Raw genomic sequence first — 24,968 nt, forward strand, 5'->3', positions numbered from 1 at the left:
TTATGGCGTCGCCCGCCCGATGATCCCCGGTATCTGCTGCCTCCCGGTGGTAAGCATCTAATCACGAAAACGTCACGAAAATTTATTAATTTCCTGGGTGACGATCATTTTTTATCATCATAACAACCTGCTAGAAAACAATAGCGTACCGATAGATAGCCAGATAATGACTGACTCATCGGATCTCTTGCCGCGCTGAGTAGCCTACGCTAAATGTACATTTACAGTAGCAATGCTTAATAATTTGCTTGACCGAGGAACACGTGATAACTCACTGGCTCGCCAATGCGACAGAGGCATGTATTTATCCCCAGCAAGTGGACAACCTCGCCGTGATGCCCCGGCTGGACAAGGTACAGGAAGCCGATGTGGTGGTGATCGGTGGCGGATTGCTGGGCCTGTCTGCCGCTCTGCATCTTGCCGCCGCCGGTGTCGATACGGTTTTATTGGAAAAGGCGCAGGTTGGCGGCCGCGCTTCAGGGCGCAACGGCGGCCAGCTGACGCCAGGCATGGCGCGCTGGAAGGCGCGGCAAATGCTGCAAATGCTGCCGTTTGAAACCGCACGGTGGCTGTGGCAGTTCGCATCATCGGAAGCGATGCAGTTACTGGACAGTTTATTGGAAACCCACGGTATCAATGCCGATCGCCACCATGGTCATCTTACCGCCGCCGTGCATCCGGCGCATATGGCGCCCTTGGCCGAGGAGTTGGCGGCACGTCAGACGTTGGGCGATCGCTGCGCCGCTATGCTGGATCGCGATCAATTGCGCACTCACCTGAATTCAGCCAACTATCATGGCGCGGCAATCGATCATTCAGGCGGGCACATTCATCCGCTAAAGCTGGTGCACGGCCTGCTGGGCGCCTTTCTGCGCGCAGGTGGACAAGCGTATGAAGACAGTGCGGTTGTGGCGTTAAGGCCGGGTGCACGTGGCACGCTGGCGCTCACCGCCGCTGGCGGCATGGTGGCGCGTAAGGCGATTGTGCTGGCGATGCATGCAGACTCCGGGACGTTGCAACCGCAAGAAGAGTCGATGACATTACCGCTCTATACCTACGTCGCAGCCACCGCACCGGTCAGCGGCGGGATTCATACCCTGTTACCGACCGCTATGCCGGTGTACGACACTCAGTTGCAGATCGATTATTTTCGTCCCTATGACAACGACCGGTTGTTGTTCGGCGCGCTGGGCACCAGTCAGTTGCTGCCGAGGGCGTCGATTGTCAAACGTCTACAACAGCGATTGACCGCGGTGTTCCCGCAGCAGCCGAATCTGTCCCCCGAATTTTTCTGGGCCGAACCTTTCGACATTACCCGCTCCGGCATGCCGGTGTTTCGCAAGTCTGCCGCGCCGGTGCCGGTATACAGCGCCTATGGCTGGAACGGCCACGGTTTGGCACAGAGCGTGCGGGTAGGAAAAGCCATCAGCGACGATCTGTTACGGCTAAACCGCGATTTCTTGCGACTGACCCGGTTCCCCCCTGTCGCCTTCCCTACCCGTTTCCTGTCCAAACGCCGGCTGGCTTCGTTGGCGATGCTCTCCGCACGCGTGGTCAATCTGCTGCAACCACATAAAATGCTGTCATCCTAAAAACGGGTCTGGCAATTGCCCTCTGCCAGCTTCTTACCTTCTGTTACGGCTTTGTCGTGATGTTCGACCACAGTATCGAGTGCCGATTGTCATTTTTATGTCACCTGCTGGCGTTAGAAATAGCCAATATTTTGAGTTGGCAAATTGAACAGGATCTAACGTGATACCACGTCTGGGCGAAAAACATTTTACGGCTTCGGCCATTATTCTGGATGAAGACCACCGCGTATTGATGCATTTTCACCATAAGCTGCAATGCTGGTTATACCCCGGCGGACATGTTGAACCGAATGAAGAACCGCAGGAAGCCCTGCAGCGTGAGGTCAAGGAAGAGGTCGGGATTGAGACCCGCATCATTGATTGTGCTCGCCACAGCGCGATAGCGCTGGTGAACGATCAACAGGATGTTGTAGAACTGCCTAGCCCGTTGACCATTCTTTGTGAAAGGATCGGTGATAAAAACGGCGGCTATCACTGGCATATTGACTTGATCTACTTATGCCGTTCTCCGGCGGCCTGCGTTGCTGCCCACAGCGGCTTTAAATGGTTCACCATGGCAGAAGTAGAAAAACTCGCATGTCCGCGCGAGCTCCCCTCCCTGATTGGCAGAGCCATCGACCTCTGCCGGCACGTTACGCCGCGTTGAGGTTGCCGTGCGCCGCTGCGGTGGCTAATCGGCGATTGGCACGCTTTCGTTTACCGTGATTTTTGCCACTCGCCGGCTTCGGATGGCAGTGATAGAAAGGTTATTAACGCAGCAACTCCGTTAAAATAACAATAAATTAACAAGACCCTACGGAGCGCTGCCATGACCCTGAATCAAAAACGCATGTACATTAATGGCGAATTTATCGCCAACCCTGACGATCGCTGGATTGACGTGGTCAATCCGTCGACCGAACAGATCATTATGCAGATCCCCCAAGGCAGCGCCGAGCACGCGAAACAGGCGATTGATGCCGCCGCCGCCGCACAGGCCGATTGGGAAGCGTTACCTGCCGTCGAGCGTGGGCAGTGGCTGCGAGCCATCGCCAACGGCATCCGCCAGCGTGCGGAGGAACTGACCGCCACCATCGTCGCCGAAGGCGGTAAAACTCAGGAACTGGCCAAGGTGGAAGTGCTGTTCACCGCCGATTACCTTGATTATATGGCTGAATGGGCGCGCCGTTATGAAGGCGAAATTATCCAGAGCGATCGGCCCAACGAGACGATTTTCCTGTTCAAGAAGGCCATCGGTGTCACCACCGGCATTTTACCGTGGAACTTCCCGTTCTTCCTGATTGCACGCAAGGCGGCGCCGGCCCTGCTGACCGGCAATACCATGGTGATCAAGCCCAGCGAATTGACGCCGGGCAACGCGGTGATATTTGCCGAGATTGTGCACCAGGTCGGATTGCCACGCGGGGTATTCAATCTGGTGACGGGCTATGGTCCCGAAGTTGGACAGGAACTGGCGGCCAATGCCAAGGTCGGTATGGTCAGCCTGACCGGCAGCGTCGGCGCGGGTATCGCCACCATGCGTGCAGCAGCCGACAACGTCACCAAAGTGTCGCTGGAACTGGGCGGTAAAGCCCCGGCGATTGTCATGGCCGACGCCGATCTGGATTTGGCGGTGAAAGCCATCGTCAGTTCGCGGGTGATCAACACCGGGCAGGTGTGCAACTGCGCCGAACGTGTTTATGTGCAACAGGCAATTTATCCTCAGTTCATCGAGCGGCTCAGTACGGCATTACAACAGGTAACCTATGGCGATCCCAATACCCAAACCGGGCTGGATATGGGACCGCTGATCAGCGCAGAGGCGGTAAAACGGGTGGAGGACAAGGTAGCACGGGCCGTCGAACAGGGGGCGACGCTGCGATTTGGCGGGCAACGTGCCGCGCGCAGCGGTTATTTTTTCCCCCCTACCTTACTGACGGAGGTGCGTCAGGATATGGAAATCATGCAAGAAGAGGTGTTTGGTCCGGTATTGCCGGTAGCAACCTTCAACACGCTGGATGAGGCCATCGCCATGGCCAATGACAGCGAATACGGCCTCACCTCCTCCATTTTTACTCGCGATCTCAATGTGGCGATGCGCGCGCTCAAGCAGTTGAAGTTCGGCGAAACCTACATCAATCGTGAAAACTTTGAAGCGATGCAGGGGTTCCATGCCGGCTGGCGCAAGTCCGGCATCGGCGGCGCCGATGGCCGCCACGGGCTGGAGGAATACCTGCAGACCCAGGTTGCCTATTTACAACTTTAGCCATCCACCGTTACAGCGTGGCGCAACGCGGGCCGTCAGGCGCAGAGTGTTTGATCCATACCGCCTGCCACGGCCGCAACGTCATGCTGCCGTCAAACGCCGTCATGGCGATCAGATCGGTGCCCGGCAGCGGCAAGTGCAGCGTTTGCGGAGCGGCACTGACGTTCACCACGCAGCTGATGCGTTCCTGCCCGCGCTGTTCGGCCCGTTCGATGCCGAACAGCGCGTCGCCAAGTTTCAGCACCCGCTGCGCCGCCTGGGGGGCAAACGCCGGCTGGGTACGGCGACAATAAATCAGGTGACGCAGACGATGGAACACTTCCGCCCGTAGCGTGCCTGGCTCAACCAGCTGTTGTTCCAGGCTTTTCAACTGCAGTTTTTCGCGGTTGATGCGTCGGTTGATGCCGGAGCGCGCTACCCCCGCCAGATCGCTGCGGCTACCGAGCAGGCTATGATAATACAGCGCCGGTACGCCGCGGAATGCCAACAGGATTGACTGTGCCGCCACGAACTTGTCGGCTTTGGTGTTGACGCCGTCATCCGGCTCGCACAGGGCATCCAGATAGTTGATGTTCAACTCATACGGCGACTTACTGCCGTCGGGGTTGTTACGCCAGGAAATTCGCCCGTCCTTACGCTCCACTTCGGCCACCAGAAACGCCCGCTCGGCATCGTCCAGCAGATTTTCAGTCGGCCGCAGGCCGATGCCGTCGTGGCTGGCCAGAAAGTTGAAAAAAGTGGTGTTGATCGGCTGCGTTTCGGCACTGAGTCGGGTCGCCCAGGCATTGAGCCAGCGCGTATTCTGGCGTAAAAATGCGTGCAGCGTCAGCGGTGGTAACGGAAACTGGTACACCATGTGCGCTTCGTCGCCGTTGCCGAAATAGCGAATATTTTCGCTGTGCGGCACGTTGGTTTCGGTGATCAGGCGGCAATGGGTATTGGCGCGGTCGAGCACCAGCCGCCACAGCTTGATGATCTGATGCACTTCCGGCAGGTGTATACACGCGGTCCCTGCCGCTTTCCAGATAAAACCAATTGCATCCAGGCGAATCGACCGTCCGCCGGACGCGGCGTATTGCAGCAGGATGTCGATGCTTTCCAGTAACACTGCCGGTTCGCGAAAATTAAGGTCTATCTGGTCTTCGCTGAAGGTGGTCCACAAATAGACGCGCTGATGGTTGGCTTTGACATACGGCGTCAGCAGTGGCAGCGCGCGTGGGCGCATCACCGAATGGTAATCGGCCTGTGGGTCGGCCTCGATAAAATAGTGCTGGTATTTTTCCTCGCCGCGCAGATAAGCCTGAAACCACAGGCTGGCGCTGGAAACGTGGTTAATCACGCAGTCAAACATCAAATCATAATGCTGATGCAATGCGTGAATATCTGTCCAGTCGCCCAGTTCAGGATTGATACGCCGATAATCCACCACGCTGAAACCGTCATCCGAGGTCCAGGGAAACATCGGTAACAGATGAATATCGCTGATTAAGCCTTGCAGCCAGCGATCGGCGAACTGTTTCAGTACCCGCAGCGGTTTTTCATCGTCCTGATACAGACCGTCGCCATAAGCGATCAGATAAATGGTTTTCTCGTCGACCGATTGCGACCGCTGTTCTCGGGGTAAGTGCCACTTTTCTATCAACGCCAGAATGTCGGCAATCAACGCCGGCCGTCGTTCGGCAGGATACAAACTGCGCAGCAATTGCTGTAGCTGTTGCTCGAAGTCTGACGCCATAGCCCCTCCTTTTGTGTAAAACCATTAGCTTCCTTTATAACCGCTTCTGGTAAACAGGTAAAACACCTCGGCAGGCTACCGTTGGCTGTGTGCCTTTGTGAGCGATGCCTCATGGTGGGCAAATTGCCGACTTGCATCAGGCGGCCAACGGCGACTGCTGCTATTTTGTTTATGGCGGCCGAGCCAAAAAAAACGGCTGAAAGTGATTACGCAACAAGGTATTAGCCACTTGGCCGCCGCATCAACACTAACCGGAAAGGAACCCTTATGCAGATTCGCCTGTTTAAAATAATGGCGCTGAGCGCCGCCATCATGACGGCCAGTTCTCCGCTGTTTGCCGCCCAACTCGACGCCGGTGCGGTGGCCGCGCCGGACGAATACGGTGCTAAAGTCGCGGCGCAGATCCTCAAGGCCGGTGGCAACGCGGTGGATGCCGCCGTAGCGACCGCCTTTACCCTGGCGGTTACCTATCCCGAAGCCGGCAACATTGGTGGCGGCGGCTTTATGACGCTGTATATCGACGGTAAGCCCTACTTCCTGGATTATCGTGAAACCGCACCCAACGCCGCCAGCAAAGGCATGTATCTGGATGAAAAAGGCCAGGTTATCGACAACCTCAGTCTGGTTGGCAGCAAAGCCGCCGGGGTTCCGGGTACGGTGATGGGATTATGGGAAGCGCACCAGAAGTTCGGCAAACTGCCCTGGGCGGAACTGTTAACGCCGGCGATTGGCTACGCGCGGCAGGGCTTTACCGTCGCCAACCAGCAGTACCAGTATCGTGAAGACGCCAATAAACTGTTTGCCGGCAAAACCAACTTCGGCGACTACTTTGGCAGCATGAAGCCAGGCAGCCTGTTTAAACAACCAGAACTGGCAAAAACCCTCGAACGGATCGCCGATCGGGGGGCTAGCGACTTTTACCGCGGCGAAACCGCCAACCTGTTGGTAAAGCAGATGCAGCAGGATGGCGGTTTGATCAGCGCGGACGATCTGAAGGATTACCGCGTGAAATGGCGTGAGCCGATGCAGATCGCCTGGCGTGGCAATACCATCTATACCGCCCCGCTGCCTAGCTCCGGCGGCATCGCTCTGGCGCAGTTGTTGGCAATCAAGGAGTATCGCGCCGCCGATTTTAAGGGGGTCACGCTCAACTCGGCACGCTACATCCATTTGTTGTCGGAAATTGAAAAGCGGGTGTTTGCCGATCGTGCCGACTATTTGGGCGATCCTGACTTTACCGATGTGCCGGTGGCCAAGCTGACCGCCGCCGATTATCTGCAAAAACGCGCGGCAGAAGTGAATCCGCAGGCCATCTCCGCCAGCGAAAAAGTACGTCCCGGCCTGGAAACGCACCAAACCACCCACTTTTCGGTTATCGATGCGCAAGGCAATGCGGTCAGTAATACCTATACGCTAAATTGGGACTTTGGCAGCGGCGTGGTGGTCAATGGCGCCGGCTTCTTGCTGAACGACGAAATGGATGATTTCAGTGCCAAACCCGGCGTGGCAAACGCCTTTGGCGTGGTGGGCAGCGACGCCAATGCCATTGAGCCCGGCAAGCGCATGCTGTCGTCCATGAGTCCGACCATCGTTACCCGCGACGGCAAGGTGACGCTGGTGCTCGGCACGCCGGGGGGTTCACGCATTTTTACGTCAATCTTTCAGGTGCTGAACAACATTTACGATTATCACCTGTCACTGCAACAGGCGGTAGCGGCGCAGCGCGTACACCACCAGTTGCTGCCCAAAGACACCCTCTACTACGACAGTTACGCGCCGTTGACCGGTCAGGTGGCGGCAGAGTTAACCGCGCTGGGTTATACCCTGGAGGATCAGGGTTGGAACATGGGGGATATCCAGGCGATCCGCGTCAATGGCAGGATGCCAGAAACCGCTTCCGACCCGCGTGGTCGGGGTACTGGACAGGTGATCGAACGCTAGTGTGCTGGCCAATTGCGTCGGGGAGCAGCAATACCCGGCGCTGCTGATGAAATATTTAGACATTATTATTTAATTTATAATTAACATGTATGCATCGTCATTAACATCGCCCCGCTTATCTGTATTTTTTTGTGTCTTGAAAAGATTATTTTGCGTATTGGGCTAATCTTATAAGACTAATTAATATATCGATTAGTCGGAGGTTAATGATGCACCATCAAAGCAATCGGCAGAAAAAGCCGGAAAAAAACACCCCGCCAGCCGCTTCGCCAAAGCGGGAAAAGGATGATTATCACCACGCGCCAGAGTCCGGTGACAAGCAGGTGAAATAATGACTACGGGCGACCCAACGCTGGCCATGCTGCTGTATTTCGTTATGCCATTATGGTTATTGGCCGGCATCGCCGACTGGGCATGTCATCGCGCGACTGAAATAGAGAAAACCAGCGGTACCAAGGAGTCACTGCTGCATTTGATGATGTTTGTCGAAGTGGGTATTCCGTTGTTGGCCGCCATTTTCCTTGAGATCAACAGCCTGATTATCTTGTTGATGATAGTCGCTTTTTTTGTTCATGAAGCCACGGCGCTGTGGGATGTCAGCTACGCCGTGGACCAACGTGAAGTTACGCCGATCGAACAGCATATTCACAGCTTTCTGGAGATGATCCCGTTAATGGCGATGCTGATGGTGATCTCGTTAAACTGGCAGGATTTCACCGCGCTGTTCGGCATGGCCGACCAATCTGCCGACTTCTCGCTGCGTTGGAAAACACCCCCGTTGCCGACCGGTTATAGGCTGACGCTGTTCGCGGCAATATTGCTGCTGGTTATTATTCCCTACATCGAAGAATTTGTTCGCACGTTGCGAAAGAGGTAAATCATGCCGTTTATTCCTTTTAATCCCTCGCCAGGTTACACCTTAGGCGCCGAATTAGAATTACAGCTCATTGATTTAAATAGCTGCGAGCTTTCGCAAAAAGGCCTGGAAATTATAAAAGCCATGAATAATGAAAAGAATATAAAGGAAGAGCTGACGCTATCAACCATAGAAATTAATTCGGCGGTGCATAAGAATCCCTTTACCCTGTACGATGAATTGAGCACCATTGCCAGCCAGCTGTCGGACGTGGCCGCCGGTTATCACTGCGGGCTATGCGGCGGCGGTCGCCATCTTACCAGCGATTGGAAAGAACAGTGCATTACCCCCACCGAACGTTATCAGGAGGTGTACGAACACCTGGGTTTTTTGGCAAAACTGTCCTGCGTTTTTGGCCAACATATTCACGTCGGTGTTGAAAGCGGCGATGATGCCATTTATCTGTGCCACGCGCTGATCCCCTACCTGCCGCACTTTATCGCCCTGAGTGCCTCGTCGCCTTATTACCAGTCGGTTGATACACGCTTTGCCAGTTCACGTTTCAGCGCGCTGAACTCGTTCCATACCTTCGGCTACATTGAGAATATCCACAATTGGCAGCAGTTTAACCAGTATGTCGACACCGCGACGCGGCTGGGGATCATACAATGCCTGAAGGATATTTATTGGGAAATCCGGCCGAAGCCCAACTTCGGTACGGTCGAGATCCGCGTTTGCGATACGCCGTTGTCGATTTATCATGCCTGCATGCTCAGCGGTTACGCGCAGCTGTTGGTGAAATATCTGCTCGATGAACGCCGGCCGCTGCAACAGGCCTACCATTCTGCCGTCACCTGCAACACCTTCTGCGCCCAGCGCTACGGCTTCAGCGCGCCTTACATCGACTGTCAGTCAGCAGAGAAAACCGAATTGTCACGTCATCTGCTGTTTACCCTGCAACGCCTGTATCACTACGCCAGCGGTCGTGACATCGAGGTCCTGGATTACCTGAAACAATATGTCATGCACGGCGAAAACGATGCCGATCGTATTCGCGGCATGGCGCAGGCGGGTTACAGCGAAAGCTGCATCATCCAGACCATGATGGCGCTGCTGACCAGCGGTGTGCACAGCGGTAACGTGGCGATCGGCGCCTGAAAGATGCAGCGAATGAAGGAAAAGCGGGACCGTTGGACGGCCCCGTGGGTGTTGCGGCGGGCGCTCTGCCCCCGATAGATGGATTACGGATTTAACTGGGTGCTGTAATTGACCGGTACCCAACGGTAACCCTGACCTTGCGCTTGCACATGCCCCAGACCGGGGAAGGCAATATGCGCCGCCGCCACCCAATAGCCCTGTTTGGCAGCCTGCGCCAAAATACGCTCGCGGGTCGCGATGGCCTGCTGACGATCGACGTCGAAATGAATCGCCACCTGCGGCTCAGGCATCTGTACCGCCTTGGCATGGATGATATCCCCCCACAGCACCAGCGTTTGCCCCGCGCTTTCCACCCGATAGGTCACGCTGCCCGGAGTATGCCCATAGGCCGCCTGCGCCTGTATGCCCAGAGGCAAGGTGGCCGGCGCGGTAAAGGTTTTCAGTTTGCCGGCGGCGATAATCGGCTTTAACACCTCGGCAGATTGTTTAAAGGTATGGCGCTGCCCCGCTTCCACTTTGCTCTGGTTGGCACTATCCAGCCAAAAATCAGGATCGTGTTTGTCGACATAGACCTCGGCATTGGGGAATGCCGGTTTGCCATTGAGCGTCAGGCCACCGGAATGATCGCCGTGCACGTGGGTCACCAGCACCGCATTGATGCTTTCCGCCGGGTAACCGGCCGCTTTCAGGTTGGCTAACAGATGGCCGCCGTTATTGCCGAACAACTGCCCCGCGCCGGTATCGACCAGAACCCGCTGTTTGCCGTCGTCGATCACGAAGGTATTGATTGAGGTTTCCGCTTGTGGCGTCATCGCGTCCTCTGCCATTCGCTGTTTTAAGCGTTGCGGATCGATCGGCAGCAGCAATTTCTCCAGCGGCAGCGTGATGGTGCCGTCGGACACCGCGGTCACCGTCAGCTTGCCCAATGCCATACGGTAATATCCCGGCGCCTGCTGATGCGTATCGGCAGCGTGGGTCAGCGAGGTTGCCAGCAGTAGACTGGCGGGCAGCACTAAATATGATTTCATAGCTATCCTGTTGGTGGAAAAACATCGCTTTAACGTTGGCAGAGATTATCGTATTGTCCAATCACATCATTCAAATCGATTGGATTGATTGTGAATATCAGAGAAAATGATTTTAGTCGTATCGATCTGAATCTATTGACGGTTCTGCTGGTGCTGTATCGTGAAGGCAGTGTCTCCCGCGCCGCTCAGAAACTGTTTCTTGGTCAACCGGCGGTCAGCGGCGCTTTGGCACGGCTGCGTGTCATGTTCGACGATCCACTGTTCGTACGTTCGGCCAACGGCATGGATCCGACGCCGCGCGCCCACGCCCTGGTGCGCGAACTGACGCCGCTGATGGAAAACATGCAGCAGGTGCTGTTTCGGCAGCCACAATTCTCCCCCGCCAGTTCGCAGCACAGCTTTCGTCTCGGTATCACCGACTGGGTGGAAAGCTGGCTGATGCCACCGCTGTTCGAACTGCTGCATCAGCACGCCCCTGGCATCACGCTCAACGTGGTGGCAACCGATCCGTTTCAGGATGGCGACGCGCTGGAGCAGGATCGCATCGATCTGGCCATTTCGGTGGCGGACGGCGCCGCACAGGGTCTACGGCGACAGGTATTGGCGGTAATGGGCTACAAAACCTTTTGGCATCCGGCGCAATGGCAGCCCAGGCTGCCATTGACGTTGGAGGCCTATACCCGCGGCGAGCATCTGTTGGTGTCCTATCGCGGCGCCAACAGCAGCATTATTGACCGCCAACTGGCGTTGTTGGGGCATCGGCGACGGGTCCGTTACACCACGCCGCACTTTGCGACGTTACCGCTAATGCTGCAACGTACGCCAACCTTCGCTACCGTGCCGGATGGGCTGGAACCCAGTTGGCGCCAACATTTTGGCCTGTGCGCCAGTGAATTGCCGCTGGAAATCGCAAAGTTTGAGGTCGCCATGCTGTGGCATCGCCGTCGCGAGCAGGAGCCGGCGCTGCAATGGTTACGTAGCAGTCTGGCACAATTACTGGCGCAGTGACGGCCAGGCTTCAGCGATGCGCCGTGGTTTTTTCCGTTGGTACATCAGGGCATCACCGGCAGCCAGTCACCGATCAAGCCCCTGCGGCTGTGGTGGATCAAACTCGACGATGCCGTAGGAAAAGCCCAGTCGGTATCGCACGGTGCGCGCGACGTTTCCTGCGTGGCCAACCGGCAGTAGGCCTTGAACCACTGCCGGTTCTCATCAACCAGCGTGACCAGCCCAATCGGTACTCGAAACAAACGTCGCGCCATGCGGGTGATACGATCAAAACGTTCTTCCAGCGCGGTATCCAGCACTCTCTAATCGCAGCGTCACACCTAATGCCATCACGCTGATGGATAAAATAGATGGCGCTTTTAGCCTTTGCTCCCGGCTTTGATTTCAGCGCCGGTATTTATACTCGCCGTTTATGTTTATCCAAGGTTCTGGTGGCGTGACAAAACCCTTTTTACGCAGTGGCAGTTTGCACGACGTGGTGGCCCTGGGGGAAAATGGGCAACCGGTTTATACCCTGGCGCAGCCGTTGCGCGAAGCGCTGCGCCTGCAAAATCAGCCTGCGGTAGCGCAGATGCTGGCCATTCCTCAAGTTAATCAAACCGGCGATCGCATCGACTGGTATGCCCCTTTCGCCGGGACGGCGATCGGTTGGCAAGCCGCCAGCCTGGCGCAGCGTCAGGCGGCATTGCAGGTTCTCGACGCCGGCCGCAGCGCGGTCGCCACGCTGAGCCAGCGGGCGTTGGCTTCTGCCAACCCGGCGCACAGGCTGTTCGCCGCCCTGCTCGACCATGCATTGCAGATTCCTGATGCCCAGCACGTTTTTCTGGTGGATGGCAAACCGGTACTGACCTTTTGGGGCTTCATCCGCCACCAGGGTGTGCCGTGCAATAACATGTTTGCCTGTCTGCGCCCTGCGCCCGAAGAGAGGTCCCTGGCGCCTACCGACCTGCCGCCGCCATTACCGCCGTCAGTATCCGCGGTTCCTCCGCCATCCGAGATGATCCCAGCCACGCCGGCGGCGGTTGTCGCGCCCGTAATGGGGAGCGCTAAGCGCCGGTGGCGTTGGCTTTTGGCGTTGGCCGTCATGTTGGCGCTGGTGATAACGCTGGCGCTGCGCAGTTGGCCGTCTACACCCGCACCCGTCACGGTGGCGGCACGCGCGGCGCCAGCGATACCAGACAAAACATCCGTTGCGTTGCCGCCGCTCCAGCTACCGCTGGCAGCCGCCACGGTGATGCCACCTGTGCCCCAGGTCCAGATCGCCACGCCGCACGATAAACATGCGCTGGTGATGCCTACCGCGGCGGTCAGGGCCGGATCCAACCGTTTTCTTGACGGTAAATGGCGCGCGCGGCCGGCGGTCGACAGCCCGCTGACCGGTAAACTGCCCACTCTGCGCTATCGGTTGTATCACGGCAAAGGGACGGCCAACCTGACGCAGGCCGACGGTGTGCGTTGCAGCGTCAACGTTGAGGCCGGGTTGATGCAATCCGGCAATCTGGTGATCAACAGCCGTACTCGGGCACGCTGCAGCGACGGTTCACGCTATCAACTGCCGGAGCTGATCTGTACGCCGATGGGCGACGACGCCGCCGCGCAATGTATCGGCCGCTACGGCAACCAAACCGACTATCCCATGATGATGACGCGCGAGAAAAAATAATGCTGGCGACTTTGACCGACTACCCCGCACGAATCACGCTGATTCAAGACAGCGGCATACAGTTCCTCGATTTTGGGTTGCCTGCCGCCACCGTCCTGCCGGAATTGCCCGGCGCGTTTGTGCGCAAAACCGCTAACGGCCCGCTGTTGCGACTGGCGTTCGACACAGTGCACGGCAGGTATCTGCTGGCCAATGTGCCAGGAGAGCCGCCGGAAATGGTGCGGCCGGAATTGCGTTTTCCGCTGGAGTATTCACTCCACCTGCTGAACAACCAATGGTTGCCGCTGCCGTTCTTGCGCTTCAACCCAGCAAGCGGCTTGCTGGCCGGACCGGATAATTGGGCGCGGCTGCGCATTACCCGGCTGGAAGATAGCGATAGTGACGGTAACCGCTGGCGTATCACCCTGGCATTTGACACCCAGGTGCTGGATGCCGCCGAAGCGCCGCTGGCACCCACCGACCATGACGTCAGCGCCGGGCTGAGTTTCGCCCTGGCGCACCATAGCCGCGATCTGGATCCGTTTCTCGATTTGACCTGGGTTGACGGCTGGCTGCGGGAAACCTTTGTTCAGCAGGCCGTTGCCCTCGAGCAACGCAGTGAAGCGGCGCTACGCAACGCGCTGAAGCTGTTTGAATATCAGGCACATTACCTTAACCTGCTGGCGATGTTCGGCGACCGCCTGCAATTGCCGCAAATCAGACTGATCGCCCCGTCAGCGCAGGCGCCGGCGGTGGCAGTCGATCTGATCCTTGATGTCGGCAACTCGCATACCTGCGGCATTATGGTTGAGGATCATCCAGAGGAAAGTGACGGGCTGAAACATACCTACGAACTGCAACTGCGCGACCTGGCGCAGCCGCAGTACCTGTACCAGGCGCAGTTTGACAGTCGTGCCGAGTTTGCGCCGGCCGAGTTTGGCAAAGCGCAGTTTTCATTCCAGAGTGGCCGTGAACAAGCATTTTGCTGGCCCTCGATGATGCGTGTCGGCAGTGAAGCCAGCCGACTGGCGGCCCGGCGCCAGGGCACCGAAGGCGCAACCGGTCTTTCCAGTCCACGCCGCTATCTGTGGGACGAGGAGCGCTATCCCCATGGCTGGCGCTTCAATATGCCGCAGGAACCGATGGCCGCTGCCGCACCGCTGGCGCATCTGCTCAATGACCAGGGGCAGCCACTGTTTAATCTGGCGGCCGAGGAGCGGTTGCCGGTATTCAGCGCCAGCTACAGCCGTAGCGCGATCATGACGCTGATGCTCAGCGAACTGCTGGCACAGGTGCTGATGCAAATCAACAGCGTTGGTCAACGGTTGAAAATGCCGCACGGCAACGCGCCACGGCAATTACGTAATATCATTCTCACGCTGCCCTGTGCGATGCCAAAACCGGAGCGTGAACTGTTCCGCCGCCGCATGCACGATGCCATTGGCCTGGTGTGGAAAGCACAGGGCTGGCACCCGGTGGATGCGCCCTTCACCAGCCTGGCGCAACAAAACGCCGGTAAACTGCCGGTGCCACAGGTGCAGATGGCGTGGGATGAGGCCACCTGTGGCCAACTGGTGTATCTCTACAATGAGACACAGTTGAATTTTGCCGGCCACAGCGCGGCGTTTTTTGCCAGCATGGCGCGGCCAGACCGCCCTGCAGCGCAGCACGGTAAAGCGCTGCGTATCGCCTCGATTGACATTGGTGGCGGCACCAGCGATTTGTCCATCACCCAGTTTTCTCTCGATGACGGTGTGGGGCATAACGTGAAAATCGTGCCAAACCTGCTGTTTCGCGAGGGCTTTAAAATGGCCGGCGACGATATTCTGCTCGATGTGATCCAGCAATACCTGCTGCCGGCGGTACAACGGGCACTGCAACAGGCTGGCGTCGCGCAACCCGCCGCGCTGATGGACAAACTGTTCGGCAGCCAAGGCCGTCTGGACGGATTTTCCGCCCGTCGGCAGCAAACGGCTTTGCAGCTGTTTATACCGCTCGGTCACGCCATTTTACAGGCTTATGAACAATACGATCCGCTCGACCGGCATACGGAACTGGCGGCAACCTTTGGCGAACTGTTGCCCCAGTTACCCACCACCGGCGTACTGACGTTCATCAACGGTGAAACGCAACGTCAGCTACCGGCTGATGCCGCCACATTCGATATTCTGCAAACGCCGCTGTTGCTGCCGCTGCATCAACTGCACGTGGCATTCCTGAACGGCAAGATGCGCATCGCCGCCTGTCTGCGCGCGCTGGCAGAAGTGGTCGCACATTACGGTTGTGATGTATTGCTGCTCAGCGGACGCCCATGCCGCCTGCCGGGCGTGCAGGCGTTGCTGCGTCATTTGCAGCCGCTACCGGCCAACCGCATCGTCTCACTGGACGGTTACCACACCAGTAGTTGGTATCCGTTCCACCACCAGGGAAAGATTGAAAATCCAAAATCCACCGCGGCGGTTGGCGCGATGCTCTGCCTGCTGGCGCTTGATCTGCGTCTGGGTAGTTTCTATTTCAAGGCCGGTGATTTTCAGCCTTATAGCACCATTCGCTATCTCGGCATGCTGGATGCACAGCAGGCGCTCACCGCCGACAACGTGTATTACCGTGATATCGATCTGGATGCGGCCGAGTTTATGCTCGACGCAGCGCGCTTTCCGCTGCGTGGCCCGCTACAACTGGGTTTTCGGCAGCTGGACAACGATCGCTGGCCGGCAACGCCACTGTATAACCTGAGCATCGTCGATGCGCAGCTGGCACGTCGCCTGGCCAGCAACGACGTTTTGCATCTGCGGCTGCGGGTGGTGGACGGTGAGCGTTTTGAACTGGCGGATGCCGTACTGGCGGATGGCACGCCGGTTCCCTTGCAACAGTTGCAGCTCAGGCTTAATACCCTGGCCGCCGGCGGTGCCGGCGCGACGCACTATTGGATCGACAGCGGGAGCGTCTTCAACACATGAATCCACTAACCGTCAATACCCTGGTGCAGCAGGCACGGCAAACCGCACTGACGATTGGCAACCTTGCCGACTGGTTGAACCACGCCCGGCAGCGCTCAGCGCGGTTGGCTATCGAGGCCGACCGCCTGCAACTGGCGCTGCAACGCTGCCAACACGACGCCGAACGGCTGGCGCAGGCGGCCAGCGATGTTTTCAGCATTGGCATTTATGGTCGCGTTCAGGCAGAAAATGCGTCACTCGCTGTCATTTTGGGACGTCAAACGATGCAGGTTGCGCAGCCGACGTTGACGCTCCGTTACCGTCACAGTGCGACAATCGCCGCGCCACGCCTCACGCTGTTGACCGAGGCCGATCTGATCACCCTGCTGTTCATTACCGCCGGCGCGCCGCCGCTGGACGAGCAGCAGCTCAATCAGCAACTGGCCGCGTTAAGCCAGCGGCGTCAGACGGTGGCCGTGGCGGGAATGTCGTCACGTTGCGTAGCGTCGCTGCGAGATGCGCTGTTGCGCCATCGGCCGCAAATGCCCCCGGCCAATGCTTTCTGGATGGCTGCGAGCAACCTGGCGCCCTATCTGGGCATTGATCACCGTGCTCAGCTGTTTTCGCCGTTGTGGAACAGCCAGCCGCAGCTGACCGGGCTATATCGCCAACTGGCTCACTCGTTACACGGCCTCGGCAGCCGGCATATTCAGCTAATGAAAGGCGAACTGCCGTACCTCGATGGCATCATTGACGGTAGCCTGGCAACGCACCTCAATAGCCCACTGGACAGCAGCGTGCAGATCGCGACGTTGGCTGGCGATGAGGCCAATCGGCGGGCGTTTTCATTGGCCGAACTGGCCTTGTTGAGCGTTGAACTGTGCCTCAGCCAACCGGTTGAAAACGATCCGTTCAGCGAGCCGGTGGATATTCTGGACATTCCTGCCGGCGTTGACGGCGACACTTCGACGCCGATACAGCGGTTGATGCAGGCGGGCCTGCCAACTGGCATATTGCACCGATCGTCGCCAACCGCAGTTGTTGCTGGTCGGCTCCACTACCACCCGGCATCAGGACGTTGCCGAGGTCGGTAAAGCGCTGACCGATTGGCAACAGCGCCAGCAGGCTGAGCAACCGCCGCTGTGTGGCGATGGCAAACCGGATCTGATGTGGGTCTTTAGCCATCACCGCGCCTCGGCCGGGCAAAAAAAGCTGGACGACGCGGTACAGCGTTATGTCAGCGCCAGCGGCGCGCAATGGGGATCGCTATTGGCACTGGATGCCAGCGACATTCGACGGATGCTGGCCTACCTGGCCGCGGCGGCCAAGGCAACCACGCAGCGTCAGCGCATTGGCGGGTTATTGCAGGCGCTGAGACGCGAGGTACGTGAAACGTTGCTGGGCAGTTGGCATCAATCGGCCGAGAGTCAGGGGCGGCAGAGACGACAAACCGCCCAGCACCTGCTCAAGGCCCTGCAGGCCAGAACCGGCGTACACGGCGAACTGCTGGAGCGTCTGTTGCCAGAGCGCGATCGGCTACGCCGTTTGCAGCGGCAAACGTGCAGCGTCGGATCATCGGTCGATGATCCGTTCAGTATTGGCGTGGAGTTGGATCTGTTGACCAACGCCTCACACAGCCAAAACGTTACGCCAGACAATCACGCCTTTGCCGATGCGCTGTTCGCTGACTGGATCGGCCATTTACGCGCCTTGCCGTACCATGACGCAGTGCGCAAGCTGCTGGCGGTGGATCAAACCACGCTGAATCTCCTGGTGGATGAACTGGTTAATGCCGCCTTTCGTCTGGAACTGGCGGCTCAGCTGCGGCACAGTCTGGCGACGGCAGGCAGCGCTGCCGATCGGCAAATATCTCAGGCGTTAAGCGTACTGGGTGATTTTGTCGCCTGGCTGGGGTTCCAACATCTGCCGGCATCGCAGCGTCCGGCCAGTCGTATCCATCACGGACAGCCGATCTTTGTCTCTGTAGCCCAGCTGGATACTGCCCGTCCAGCGCGTTTAACGCAATTGGCGGCAACGCCGGTCAACGGCGCGGCGTTTTATATCTATGACTGGCTGGTGGGGTTAGATGCCCTGATCGAGCAAAATGACGGTCATGATGCCGCCAGCTCACTGGATAACCAACTGCGAGCGCGCCTGACGGCGCTGAGCGAGGCGTTGGCGTAATGCAAAGCGGTATCGGGCAGCAACCCGATACCCTTAGATAGACGATCAGAAACGATCGATGCCGACCAGTTGATCGAGAGGCAGTTTGCCGATGCGTGGGTACGGTTCGCTGACGCCTTTGCCGATCGCTACCATTAGCGCGATCTGATAATGATCCGGTTTGTTGATCAGCGCGCCGACCGCCTCAAAGTCAAAACCGTCCATCGGGCAGGAGTCATAACCCTGCGCCTTGGCGGCCAGCATCAGCGTCTGGGCGAAAATACCGCTGCTGCGCATGATTTCATCACGCTGCACCTGCGGTTTGTCGCGGTAATACTGGTCGATGGCCGGGTACATAAACTGTTGCACCGGCTCTGCCGCTTCACCCCAAACGGTTTTTACCTGCGATTGCCAACTGGATAAATCACCGCATAGCACCACCAGCATCGACGCATCGGTCACCTGGGCCTGATTCCAGGCAACTTCGCGGATCGCTGCGCGCTGCGCCGCATCTTCAACCAGCAGCGGCCGCCAATGCTGCAAGTTGAACGCACTGGGCGCATTTTGCAGCGCAATGTTCAACAGCGCTTTTTTCTCTGCCAGCGTCATCTGATGCTGGCGATCAAACTGTTTGGTTGCCCGGCGTTGGGCAATGGCATCAAGCGTATTCATGATTTTCCTTATGTCTGGTGTCTTATGTCTTATGTCTGGTGAGTATTTTCTTCCGTTGGCCGCGTCTGTCCAGCTCTAAAGGGCTAGACGGTACGTTTTCGTCAGCCCAACTGCTCGGCCGCCTGCGCCAGATAGCTGGCCATTTCGCTGTCTGGCACCATACCGCCGCCGGTCGCCCAGACCAGGTGAGTTGCCTGACTCATCCTGGCGGCATCCAGACCGCGCTGCGCCAGCCATGGGTGTTCGGCAGCAACCCGCCACGGCCCCGGCATACCCGCCAGCGCCGACGGTTCCAGGCGGATCTGCTGCTGGCGATCCAATAGCCCCAGCAGGCGATACATCTCGCTGTCGCTCAGGGTATAACAACCGTCCAGCAGGCGCTCCATCGCGCGCCCGACAAAGCCGGAAGCGCGGCCGACCGCCAGGCCATCGGCAGCCGTGACGTTGTCGATGCCCAGATCCTGCACCGCGATGCCGTCGTGCAACCCGGTATAGATGCCCAATAACATGCAGGGGGAATGAGTCGGCTCGGCAAAGAAGCAGTGCACGTGATCGCCGAACGCCAGCTTCAGGCCAAACGCCACCCCGCCAGGCCCACCGCCGACGCCACACGGCAGGTAGACGAACAGCGGGTGTTGTTCATCCACCGTAATCCCCTGCTGGATAAACTGCTGTTTCAGCCGCTCGCCGGCTACCGCGTAGCCGAGAAACAGGGTTTGCGAATTTTCGTCGTCGATAAAGAAACAGTGCGGATCGTCGGCCGCCTGCTTACGCCCCTGTTCCACCGCCACGCCATAGTCCTGCGCATACTCGATCACCTCGACGCCATGTTCGCGCAGTTTTTGCTTCTTCCACGCGCGGGCGTCGGCCGACATATGTACACTAACGCCAAAGCCCAGTTTGGCGCTGATAATACCGATCGACAGCCCCAGATTGCCGGTAGAGCCAACGGCAATACGGTATTGGCTGAAGAAATGGCGGAAATCGTCAGAAAACAGCCTGGCGTAGTCGTCATCCGGTTTCAGCAGGCCGGCACCGACCGCCAGCATTTCCGCGTGGGTCAACACTTCATAAATACCGCCGCGCGCCTTGATCGAACCGGAAATCGGCAGATGGCTGTCTTGCTTCAATAACAATCGACCGGGCAAGGTCAGCCCGTAATGCACATTCAGCGCCTGCTGCATGGCGCTAATGGCAGTCAATGGCGACTCAATGATACCGCCGTCCGCGCGGGTCTGCGGAAATGCCCGGCTGATGTAGGGGGCAAAACGCGCCAACCGCCGGGATGCCTGCGCAACGTCCTCAGCGCCGAGGCCGACAAACGGCAGCCCTGCGGCCAGCGTGGTTGAACGTGGGTTAAACCAGCTGACCGGCTGTAGCGCCATCAGTTGGGCAACCAGCGGATACTCGGCAATCAGCGCATTGATCTCGGACTGTTTCATCGGGGCTTCCTGCTTGCATAACACGGGAAATCAGCATGGCGTAAAGCACACCATGGCGCAAGCGGCCGGTCAGCGGTGGTTAGTCGCCACGTGCGGCGGCTTCCAGCCCGGCGATCTCCAGTTTAACCATGCCAAGCATCGCTTCAGCCACCCGTCTGGCTTTTTCGCGGTCTGCGCCATAAACCCATTCGCCAAGGCATTTGGGCACGATTTGCCAGCTTAGCCCCCAGCGATCGCGCAACCAGCCGCATTGCTCAATCACCCCGCCGTCGCCCAGCCCGTGCCACAAACGGTCGATTTCCGCCTGGTCGGCACACTCGACGCTGATGGAAAAACTGTGGTTGAAGCTGTCCAGCTTGCCGGCTTCGAACGCCAGATAACGCTGGTCACCCAGGGTAAAGCCGGCAATCGTCACGTGCCCCGCCGGGCCGGAGGGCGAATCCGCCAGCAAGGTGGTGCGCCATTGCACCGCCGAACCGGGGATCAGCGTGGTATAACAGCGCAGCGCAGCTTCCATGTCTTTTTCAAACCACAGCTGTTGCGTGATTTTGTTCATGTAACCCCCTGCTATTCATCCAACAGCGTGGTGAAACCGCCAAAAATCATACGCTGACCATCAAACGGCATGCGGTCAGCAAACGCCTGCATGCGCGGATCGGACATCATTTTCTGGTTGGCGGCGTCGCGCACCTCCTTTGACGGGTATTCGATCCAGCTGAACACCACCACTTCATCTGCCGTGGCCTTCACCGCACCGCGAAAATCGGTAACTTCACCTTCCGGAACGTCATCACCCCAGCACTCCACCACCCGCAACGCACCAAACTCTTTGAACAGCGGGGCTGCTTCTGCGGCCATCTGGCGATAGGCCTCCTGATTCGCTGCCGGTACCGCCACCACAAAACCGTCTACATAGTTCATTGACTGGCTCCTCGGTCGTCAACGACGATCGGGTTATGGCGTCGGCACGGCGCCAACGCCCCCCTACAATTTTAGACGCTGATGAAAATAGTAACGCAGAAAAACTATCCTGCCCCGTCGCCACAGACGCTGCGTCGGGAACACCACCTTGTACAACGTAATCAGGTTTTGATCGGCGGCCGGTTGAGACAATAAAAAAGGGCTGAACCTTGGTTCAGCCCTTTTAGCATGGTATGCGGCACTGCGGCGTTGATAGCACCGCATTGCCGGTTATGCTTCGGCGTTGGTGGCCAGTTCGATCGGCTTGGCCTGCGCCGCGGCCGCGGGTTTGGCTTGTGCCGCAACCGCGGGGGCGCGATCTTCTTTTTTCTTGCCGGCATGTGAGATCAGGTTGAACAGCTCGCCCAGGCCATAAATTGCGCCCAGCAACACCGCTACCATCACCGGCACCAGAATAACTACCATCGCCAGGCTTTCTAACATCTCAATCATCGTCGTCTCCTGGTCATGTACCAAAAAACCTCTCCCACAGAGAAGGATTTCCCTGAGGTTTTTTAGCGCTAAATAGGGAATGTCTTTCTGTGACGAAAATGGTCACACTTTGACGTGGATCAATGTAACTTACACAGTTACATTAAAACAATGCAAAAAAGTGCTCTCTGGCGTGTGGAGACGAGAAAGTTTAGTGGTGGGTATCAGGTTGATTGATGCATTCGCAGGGCTCGAACGGATAACCTGCACAGGCTTCGACCTTGCCAACGATATCCGCCAGCGAGGTTTGCGCCAGCGAGGCTTCCATGTGTCGGCTGATGCGGGCGAACTCCCCTTCGAGCACCGGGATGATGGCATGGCCAATGTAGCACTCGTCGTTGGGTTTTGAACGGTGCAATGGGAAATAGGGTTGATCTTCTACCGCGTGATAGATGTCGCGCAAGGTGATCTCACTGGCCGGCTTGGCCAGCAGCGCCCCGCCGCCTTGCCCCATTTGCGAATGTGTCAAACCGGCGTCTGCCAGCGCACCGAGAATGCGCCGCACCACCGTCGGATTGGTATTCACGCTGCGAGCAATATCTTCCGAACGCACCGCCTGGCCGCGAAACAGCGTAATATTGGTAAGAATGTGGATCGCAACGGCAAAACGGGTTGATGTAGACACGCCAGCACCTGCTAAAAGTTGTTCTTATGACCAGATAAGAATGACATATATGTGACAGAGTAAACCACATAGTGAATAGCGGCTACGGGAAAGTCAATCAACTGCCGGCATTGCGTTAGCTTTTCGTGCGATAGTTGGCAATTTTTGCCGACTTGCGGTCATCAGACGGCGAAAGCAAAAAAATTAAGATTATTTCCCTATTTTATTTTTATGCGGCGGAATACATTCATCTCAACTTTTACCAGAGCAATAATCTGATGCAGTTTGTTTATTAATGCATCACTTTTACCAGGAAATAATATGAACATTAAACGTGCCGCTGGCGTAGCTGTATTAATTCTGTCAACGCTGTCCGTAACCGCGTGTGGCAATATGTCTCACCGCGATCGTAATACCGCAGTCGGTGCCGGTATCGGCGCTCTGGGTGGTGCAGTCCTCACCGACGGCAGCACGCTGGGTACGCTGGGTGGCGCCGCTCTGGGCGGCATTATTGGCCACCAGACCAGCCGTTAATCACGCTATCAATACGCCACTGGCGTTAATTAATCACCTCGGGTCGGCTATTATTCATACCAGAATAGCCGGTCCGAGGATAAATATTTCCCGCTTGTTTATTCTGCCGTTTATCGCCTGACAACACTCTACTTATCAGCTTATTCTGATTGAACGTTTATTCTCCGACGGCGGTAGCTGAAATACCCCTGGCGATCGCCGTTGTTGATCAACCGGCATCAGCACAGCTATCCTTTGATGTGCGAGACCACATTCAGCGGCTGGGCGTCGGGCAGAATGTTCATATGTTCAAGCACCTGAGCCATGATTTTGCCAAACACCGGGCCGGCTACCGAGCCGCCAAAGTGCTTGCCGGCCTTCGGGTTGTTGACCATGACCACCAGCGCTACCTGCGGATCGCTGGCCGGCGCCACACCGGCGGTATAGTTGATGTAGCCGCCGTCGTATTTGCCGTTGTCACCCATTTTTTCGGCAGTACCGGTTTTAATCGCCAGACGATAACCGGGTACCGCGGCACTGACGCCGCTGCCGCCGGGCAAGGCGTCGCTTTCCATCATGTGAACCACCGATCTGACTACCGATTCCGGCATCACGCGCTGCCCCACCACCGGCGGTGTGATCTTGGTGATCGACAGCGGTCGATACACGCCAAATGCGCCAATCGCCGCATATTCGCGCGCCATTTGCAGTGGCGTTACCCGCAGCCCGTAACCGAAGGAAAAGGTTGCACGTTCAATATCGGCCCAGCGGGTGCGGTGCCGCGGCAGGTAGCCGCTGCTTTCATTGCCGATACCCAGTTCGGTCGGTTTGCCCAGGCCAAAGCTTTGATACACCGCGGGCAGCACCGTGGCCGGCATTGCCAACGCAATGTGCGACACCGCGATATCGCTGGATTTTTGCAACACGCCGGTAATGGTCAGTTTTGACCAATGACCGACGTCGCGGATCAGGTGGCCGTTAACCCGATACGGCGTGGTATCCAGCACGGTATCCGGCTGGATCAGATGGCGATCGAGCCCCACCATCACCACCACCGGCTTCACGGTCGATCCCGGTTCAAAGCTGTCGCTGCTACAGACATTGCGAATATCTTTTGATGGCGTATTAGCGTAGTTGTTAGGGTTAAAGGACGGGTAGCTGGCCATGCCGAGCACTTCGCCGGTATTGACCCTGACCAGCACCGCACAGCCGGAATCGGCCTGGTTGGCGATCACGCCATCACGGATCTGGGCAAACAGCACGTATTGAATAAACTTGTCGATACTCAGCGTTACGTTCGGCGGTGGCACCGGATCGACGTTTTTCAGCACGTTGATCACCGCGCCGCTGCCGTCTTTCTGGTAGACCCGCAGGCCGCTTTTGCCTTGCAACAAGTGGTTGAAGCCCAATTCAATCCCTTCCAGTCCCTGATTATCCTGACCAACGATGCCGATCAACCCCGCCGCGTCCTGCCCCATGGGATAAAAACGGCTGAAGTCCTGTTCGCTGCTGACGCCGGTCAGATGGAGCTTTTGGATGTAGGCAGCATTTTCGTCCTCTACCTTGCGAGCCAGGTAGACAAAGCGCTTGCGTGCGTTGTGGCGGATCAGCGCCTGGATGTCGGCCAACGGCATTTTCAACACGTTAGCCATACTCTGCCAGCGCGCATCGTCGGTATTGGTCTGGCTGTCGATGATGTGCTTCGGATCCAGCACGATGTCCTTTGACGATACGCTGACCGCCAGCGCTTCATTATTACGATCGGTAATGATGGCGCGATTGGTCGGGATCACCTGTGTACGTACCGATCGCTGATCCGCCTGATTGGTCAGCTGCTGGTGCTCCATCAATTGCAGATAGCCCACCCGAAACATCAGCAGGAAGAAACACACCAGAATACCCGCACAAATCCAGCCAAAGCGCGCTGAAGAATAGTTCTTGCTCCGTTTTTTTGTCGATGCTACCACTGTTAACCCTG

At 57.4% G+C, this 24,968-nt stretch carries 22 protein-coding genes and 1 pseudogene; 13 read left to right on the forward strand and 10 right to left on the reverse strand.

Going from position 1 to position 24,968, the window contains the following annotated elements:
• Positions 1 to 263: 263 nt before the first annotated feature.
• From ACCC84_RS05055 to aldA, 3 genes are all read left to right on the forward strand, one after another.
• Positions 264 to 1,592, forward strand: coding sequence for an NAD(P)/FAD-dependent oxidoreductase (locus ACCC84_RS05055; protein WP_371901614.1), 1,329 nt, complete (start codon positions 264 to 266; stop codon positions 1,590 to 1,592).
• Positions 1,593 to 1,752: 160 nt separating this feature from the next.
• Positions 1,753 to 2,238 (forward strand): NUDIX hydrolase, encoded by a 486-nt coding sequence (locus tag ACCC84_RS05060; RefSeq protein ID WP_004962865.1) that lies wholly within the window; start codon positions 1,753 to 1,755, stop codon positions 2,236 to 2,238.
• A 162-nt stretch (positions 2,239 to 2,400) separates the two neighbouring features.
• Positions 2,401 to 3,837, forward strand: a complete 1,437-nt coding sequence (aldA, locus tag ACCC84_RS05065; RefSeq protein WP_004962863.1) for an aldehyde dehydrogenase — start codon at positions 2,401 to 2,403, stop codon at positions 3,835 to 3,837.
• A 10-nt stretch (positions 3,838 to 3,847) separates the two neighbouring features.
• Here aldA and ACCC84_RS05070 read toward each other — a convergent pair whose 3' ends face one another.
• A complete protein-coding gene (locus ACCC84_RS05070; protein ID WP_371901615.1) occupies positions 3,848 to 5,572 on the reverse strand; it encodes a sugar phosphorylase in 1,725 nt (574 codons plus the stop codon).
• A gap of 267 nt (positions 5,573 to 5,839) precedes the next feature.
• Between ACCC84_RS05070 and ggt the strand changes: the two genes are divergently transcribed.
• From ggt to ACCC84_RS05090, 4 genes are all read left to right on the forward strand, one after another.
• Positions 5,840 to 7,513, forward strand: coding sequence for a gamma-glutamyltransferase (ggt, locus tag ACCC84_RS05075; RefSeq protein ID WP_004962857.1), 1,674 nt, complete (start codon positions 5,840 to 5,842; stop codon positions 7,511 to 7,513).
• A 206-nt stretch (positions 7,514 to 7,719) separates the two neighbouring features.
• Positions 7,720 to 7,845, forward strand: a complete 126-nt coding sequence (locus tag ACCC84_RS05080) for a hypothetical protein (protein ID WP_371901616.1) — start codon at positions 7,720 to 7,722, stop codon at positions 7,843 to 7,845.
• Positions 7,845 to 8,390, forward strand: a complete 546-nt coding sequence (locus tag ACCC84_RS05085) for a hypothetical protein (protein WP_004962851.1) — start codon at positions 7,845 to 7,847, stop codon at positions 8,388 to 8,390. Before ACCC84_RS05080 ends, ACCC84_RS05085 begins: the two co-directional genes overlap by 1 nt.
• Before the next feature lie 3 nt (positions 8,391 to 8,393).
• Positions 8,394 to 9,527 carry a YbdK family carboxylate-amine ligase gene (locus ACCC84_RS05090; RefSeq protein ID WP_371901617.1) on the forward strand — a complete coding sequence of 378 codons (1,134 nt, stop codon included), beginning with the start codon at positions 8,394 to 8,396 and terminating at the stop codon, positions 9,525 to 9,527.
• Positions 9,528 to 9,610: 83 nt separating this feature from the next.
• Here ACCC84_RS05090 and ACCC84_RS05095 read toward each other — a convergent pair whose 3' ends face one another.
• Positions 9,611 to 10,555 (reverse strand): MBL fold metallo-hydrolase, encoded by a 945-nt coding sequence (locus ACCC84_RS05095; RefSeq protein WP_273868282.1) that lies wholly within the window; start codon positions 10,553 to 10,555, stop codon positions 9,611 to 9,613.
• 90 nt (positions 10,556 to 10,645) lie between these two features.
• On the opposite strand from ACCC84_RS05095, the gene ACCC84_RS05100 reads away from it, so the two are divergent.
• Complete coding sequence (locus ACCC84_RS05100) at positions 10,646 to 11,563, forward strand: LysR family transcriptional regulator (protein ID WP_416153053.1); 918 nt, start codon at positions 10,646 to 10,648, stop codon at positions 11,561 to 11,563.
• Positions 11,564 to 11,607: 44 nt separating this feature from the next.
• Here the strand turns inward: ACCC84_RS05100 and ACCC84_RS05105 are convergent, their stop codons facing one another.
• Complete coding sequence (locus tag ACCC84_RS05105) at positions 11,608 to 11,862, reverse strand: hypothetical protein (protein WP_004962842.1); 255 nt, start codon at positions 11,860 to 11,862, stop codon at positions 11,608 to 11,610.
• 137 nt (positions 11,863 to 11,999) lie between these two features.
• On the opposite strand from ACCC84_RS05105, the gene ACCC84_RS05110 reads away from it, so the two are divergent.
• The 4 genes from ACCC84_RS05110 to ACCC84_RS05125 are packed head-to-tail and all read left to right on the forward strand — an operon-like array spanning position 12,000 to position 18,328.
• On the forward strand, positions 12,000 to 13,226 hold the full coding sequence (locus tag ACCC84_RS05110; protein WP_371901618.1) for an SrfA family protein: 1,227 nt from the start codon (positions 12,000 to 12,002) through the stop codon (positions 13,224 to 13,226).
• On the forward strand, positions 13,226 to 16,165 hold the full coding sequence (locus ACCC84_RS05115) for a virulence factor SrfB (protein ID WP_004962834.1): 2,940 nt from the start codon (positions 13,226 to 13,228) through the stop codon (positions 16,163 to 16,165). The genes ACCC84_RS05110 and ACCC84_RS05115 overlap by 1 nt, the downstream gene beginning before the upstream one ends.
• The gene (locus ACCC84_RS05120; RefSeq protein ID WP_371901619.1) at positions 16,162 to 17,238 is read left to right on the forward strand and encodes a virulence factor SrfC family protein; all 1,077 of its coding nucleotides are present in this window, start codon (positions 16,162 to 16,164) and stop codon (positions 17,236 to 17,238) included. Before ACCC84_RS05115 ends, ACCC84_RS05120 begins: the two co-directional genes overlap by 4 nt.
• The gene (locus tag ACCC84_RS05125; protein ID WP_371901620.1) at positions 17,183 to 18,328 is read left to right on the forward strand and encodes a virulence factor SrfC family protein; all 1,146 of its coding nucleotides are present in this window, start codon (positions 17,183 to 17,185) and stop codon (positions 18,326 to 18,328) included. Before ACCC84_RS05120 ends, ACCC84_RS05125 begins: the two co-directional genes overlap by 56 nt.
• A 45-nt stretch (positions 18,329 to 18,373) precedes the next feature.
• Here ACCC84_RS05125 and ACCC84_RS05130 read toward each other — a convergent pair whose 3' ends face one another.
• The 6 genes and pseudogenes from ACCC84_RS05130 to ACCC84_RS05155 all read right to left on the reverse strand — a co-directional run bounded on the left by ACCC84_RS05130 (position 18,374) and on the right by ACCC84_RS05155 (position 22,498).
• Positions 18,374 to 18,979: a nitroreductase family protein gene (locus tag ACCC84_RS05130; RefSeq protein ID WP_004962830.1), complete on the reverse strand. Its 606-nt coding sequence runs from the start codon at positions 18,977 to 18,979 to the stop codon at positions 18,374 to 18,376.
• Positions 18,980 to 19,080: 101 nt separating this feature from the next.
• Positions 19,081 to 20,421, reverse strand: coding sequence for a D-serine ammonia-lyase (gene dsdA / locus ACCC84_RS05135; RefSeq protein WP_004962824.1), 1,341 nt, complete (start codon positions 20,419 to 20,421; stop codon positions 19,081 to 19,083).
• 79 nt (positions 20,422 to 20,500) lie between these two features.
• Entirely contained in the window at positions 20,501 to 20,977 is a 477-nt protein-coding gene (locus ACCC84_RS05140) for a VOC family protein (protein ID WP_371901621.1), read from the reverse strand.
• A gap of 11 nt (positions 20,978 to 20,988) precedes the next feature.
• Positions 20,989 to 21,342, reverse strand: a complete 354-nt coding sequence (locus ACCC84_RS05145; protein WP_004962820.1) for a DUF1428 domain-containing protein — start codon at positions 21,340 to 21,342, stop codon at positions 20,989 to 20,991.
• A gap of 360 nt (positions 21,343 to 21,702) precedes the next feature.
• Positions 21,703 to 21,834: pseudogene (locus tag ACCC84_RS05150) on the reverse strand (AcrZ family multidrug efflux pump-associated protein); the annotation flags it as partial.
• Between the two features lie 190 nt (positions 21,835 to 22,024).
• Complete coding sequence (locus ACCC84_RS05155; protein WP_004962809.1) at positions 22,025 to 22,498, reverse strand: Rrf2 family transcriptional regulator; 474 nt, start codon at positions 22,496 to 22,498, stop codon at positions 22,025 to 22,027.
• Between the two features lie 300 nt (positions 22,499 to 22,798).
• Between ACCC84_RS05155 and osmB the strand changes: the two genes are divergently transcribed.
• Complete coding sequence (gene osmB / locus ACCC84_RS05160; RefSeq protein ID WP_004962802.1) at positions 22,799 to 23,011, forward strand: osmotically-inducible lipoprotein OsmB; 213 nt, start codon at positions 22,799 to 22,801, stop codon at positions 23,009 to 23,011.
• A gap of 227 nt (positions 23,012 to 23,238) precedes the next feature.
• Here the strand turns inward: osmB and ACCC84_RS05165 are convergent, their stop codons facing one another.
• A complete protein-coding gene (locus ACCC84_RS05165) occupies positions 23,239 to 24,957 on the reverse strand; it encodes a penicillin-binding transpeptidase domain-containing protein (protein WP_371901622.1) in 1,719 nt (572 codons plus the stop codon).
• Positions 24,958 to 24,968 lie beyond the last annotated feature (11 nt).

Origin of the sequence: Serratia odorifera (genome assembly GCF_041448735.1) — a bacterium.
Lineage (GTDB): Bacteria > Pseudomonadota > Gammaproteobacteria > Enterobacterales > Enterobacteriaceae > Serratia_F > Serratia_F odorifera.

Excerpts from the sequence above, each read along its gene's own strand:
- aldA (WP_004962863.1), top strand. The coding sequence starts at position 2,401 with ATGACCCTGAATCAAAAACGCATGTACATTAATGGCGAATTTATCGCC.
- ACCC84_RS05070 (WP_371901615.1), bottom strand. The coding sequence starts at position 5,572 with ATGGCGTCAGACTTCGAGCAACAGCTACAGCAATTGCTGCGCAGTTTG.
- ggt (WP_004962857.1), top strand. The coding sequence starts at position 5,840 with ATGCAGATTCGCCTGTTTAAAATAATGGCGCTGAGCGCCGCCATCATG.
- ACCC84_RS05080 (WP_371901616.1), top strand. The coding sequence starts at position 7,720 with ATGATGCACCATCAAAGCAATCGGCAGAAAAAGCCGGAAAAAAACACC.
- ACCC84_RS05085 (WP_004962851.1), top strand. The coding sequence starts at position 7,845 with ATGACTACGGGCGACCCAACGCTGGCCATGCTGCTGTATTTCGTTATG.
- ACCC84_RS05090 (WP_371901617.1), top strand. The coding sequence starts at position 8,394 with ATGCCGTTTATTCCTTTTAATCCCTCGCCAGGTTACACCTTAGGCGCC.
- ACCC84_RS05095 (WP_273868282.1), bottom strand. The coding sequence starts at position 10,555 with ATGAAATCATATTTAGTGCTGCCCGCCAGTCTACTGCTGGCAACCTCG.
- ACCC84_RS05115 (WP_004962834.1), top strand. The coding sequence starts at position 13,226 with ATGCTGGCGACTTTGACCGACTACCCCGCACGAATCACGCTGATTCAA.
- ACCC84_RS05120 (WP_371901619.1), top strand. The coding sequence starts at position 16,162 with ATGAATCCACTAACCGTCAATACCCTGGTGCAGCAGGCACGGCAAACC.
- ACCC84_RS05130 (WP_004962830.1), bottom strand. The coding sequence starts at position 18,979 with ATGAATACGCTTGATGCCATTGCCCAACGCCGGGCAACCAAACAGTTT.
- dsdA (WP_004962824.1), bottom strand. The coding sequence starts at position 20,421 with ATGAAACAGTCCGAGATCAATGCGCTGATTGCCGAGTATCCGCTGGTT.
- ACCC84_RS05140 (WP_371901621.1), bottom strand. The coding sequence starts at position 20,977 with ATGAACAAAATCACGCAACAGCTGTGGTTTGAAAAAGACATGGAAGCT.
- ACCC84_RS05145 (WP_004962820.1), bottom strand. The coding sequence starts at position 21,342 with ATGAACTATGTAGACGGTTTTGTGGTGGCGGTACCGGCAGCGAATCAG.
- osmB (WP_004962802.1), top strand. The coding sequence starts at position 22,799 with ATGAACATTAAACGTGCCGCTGGCGTAGCTGTATTAATTCTGTCAACG.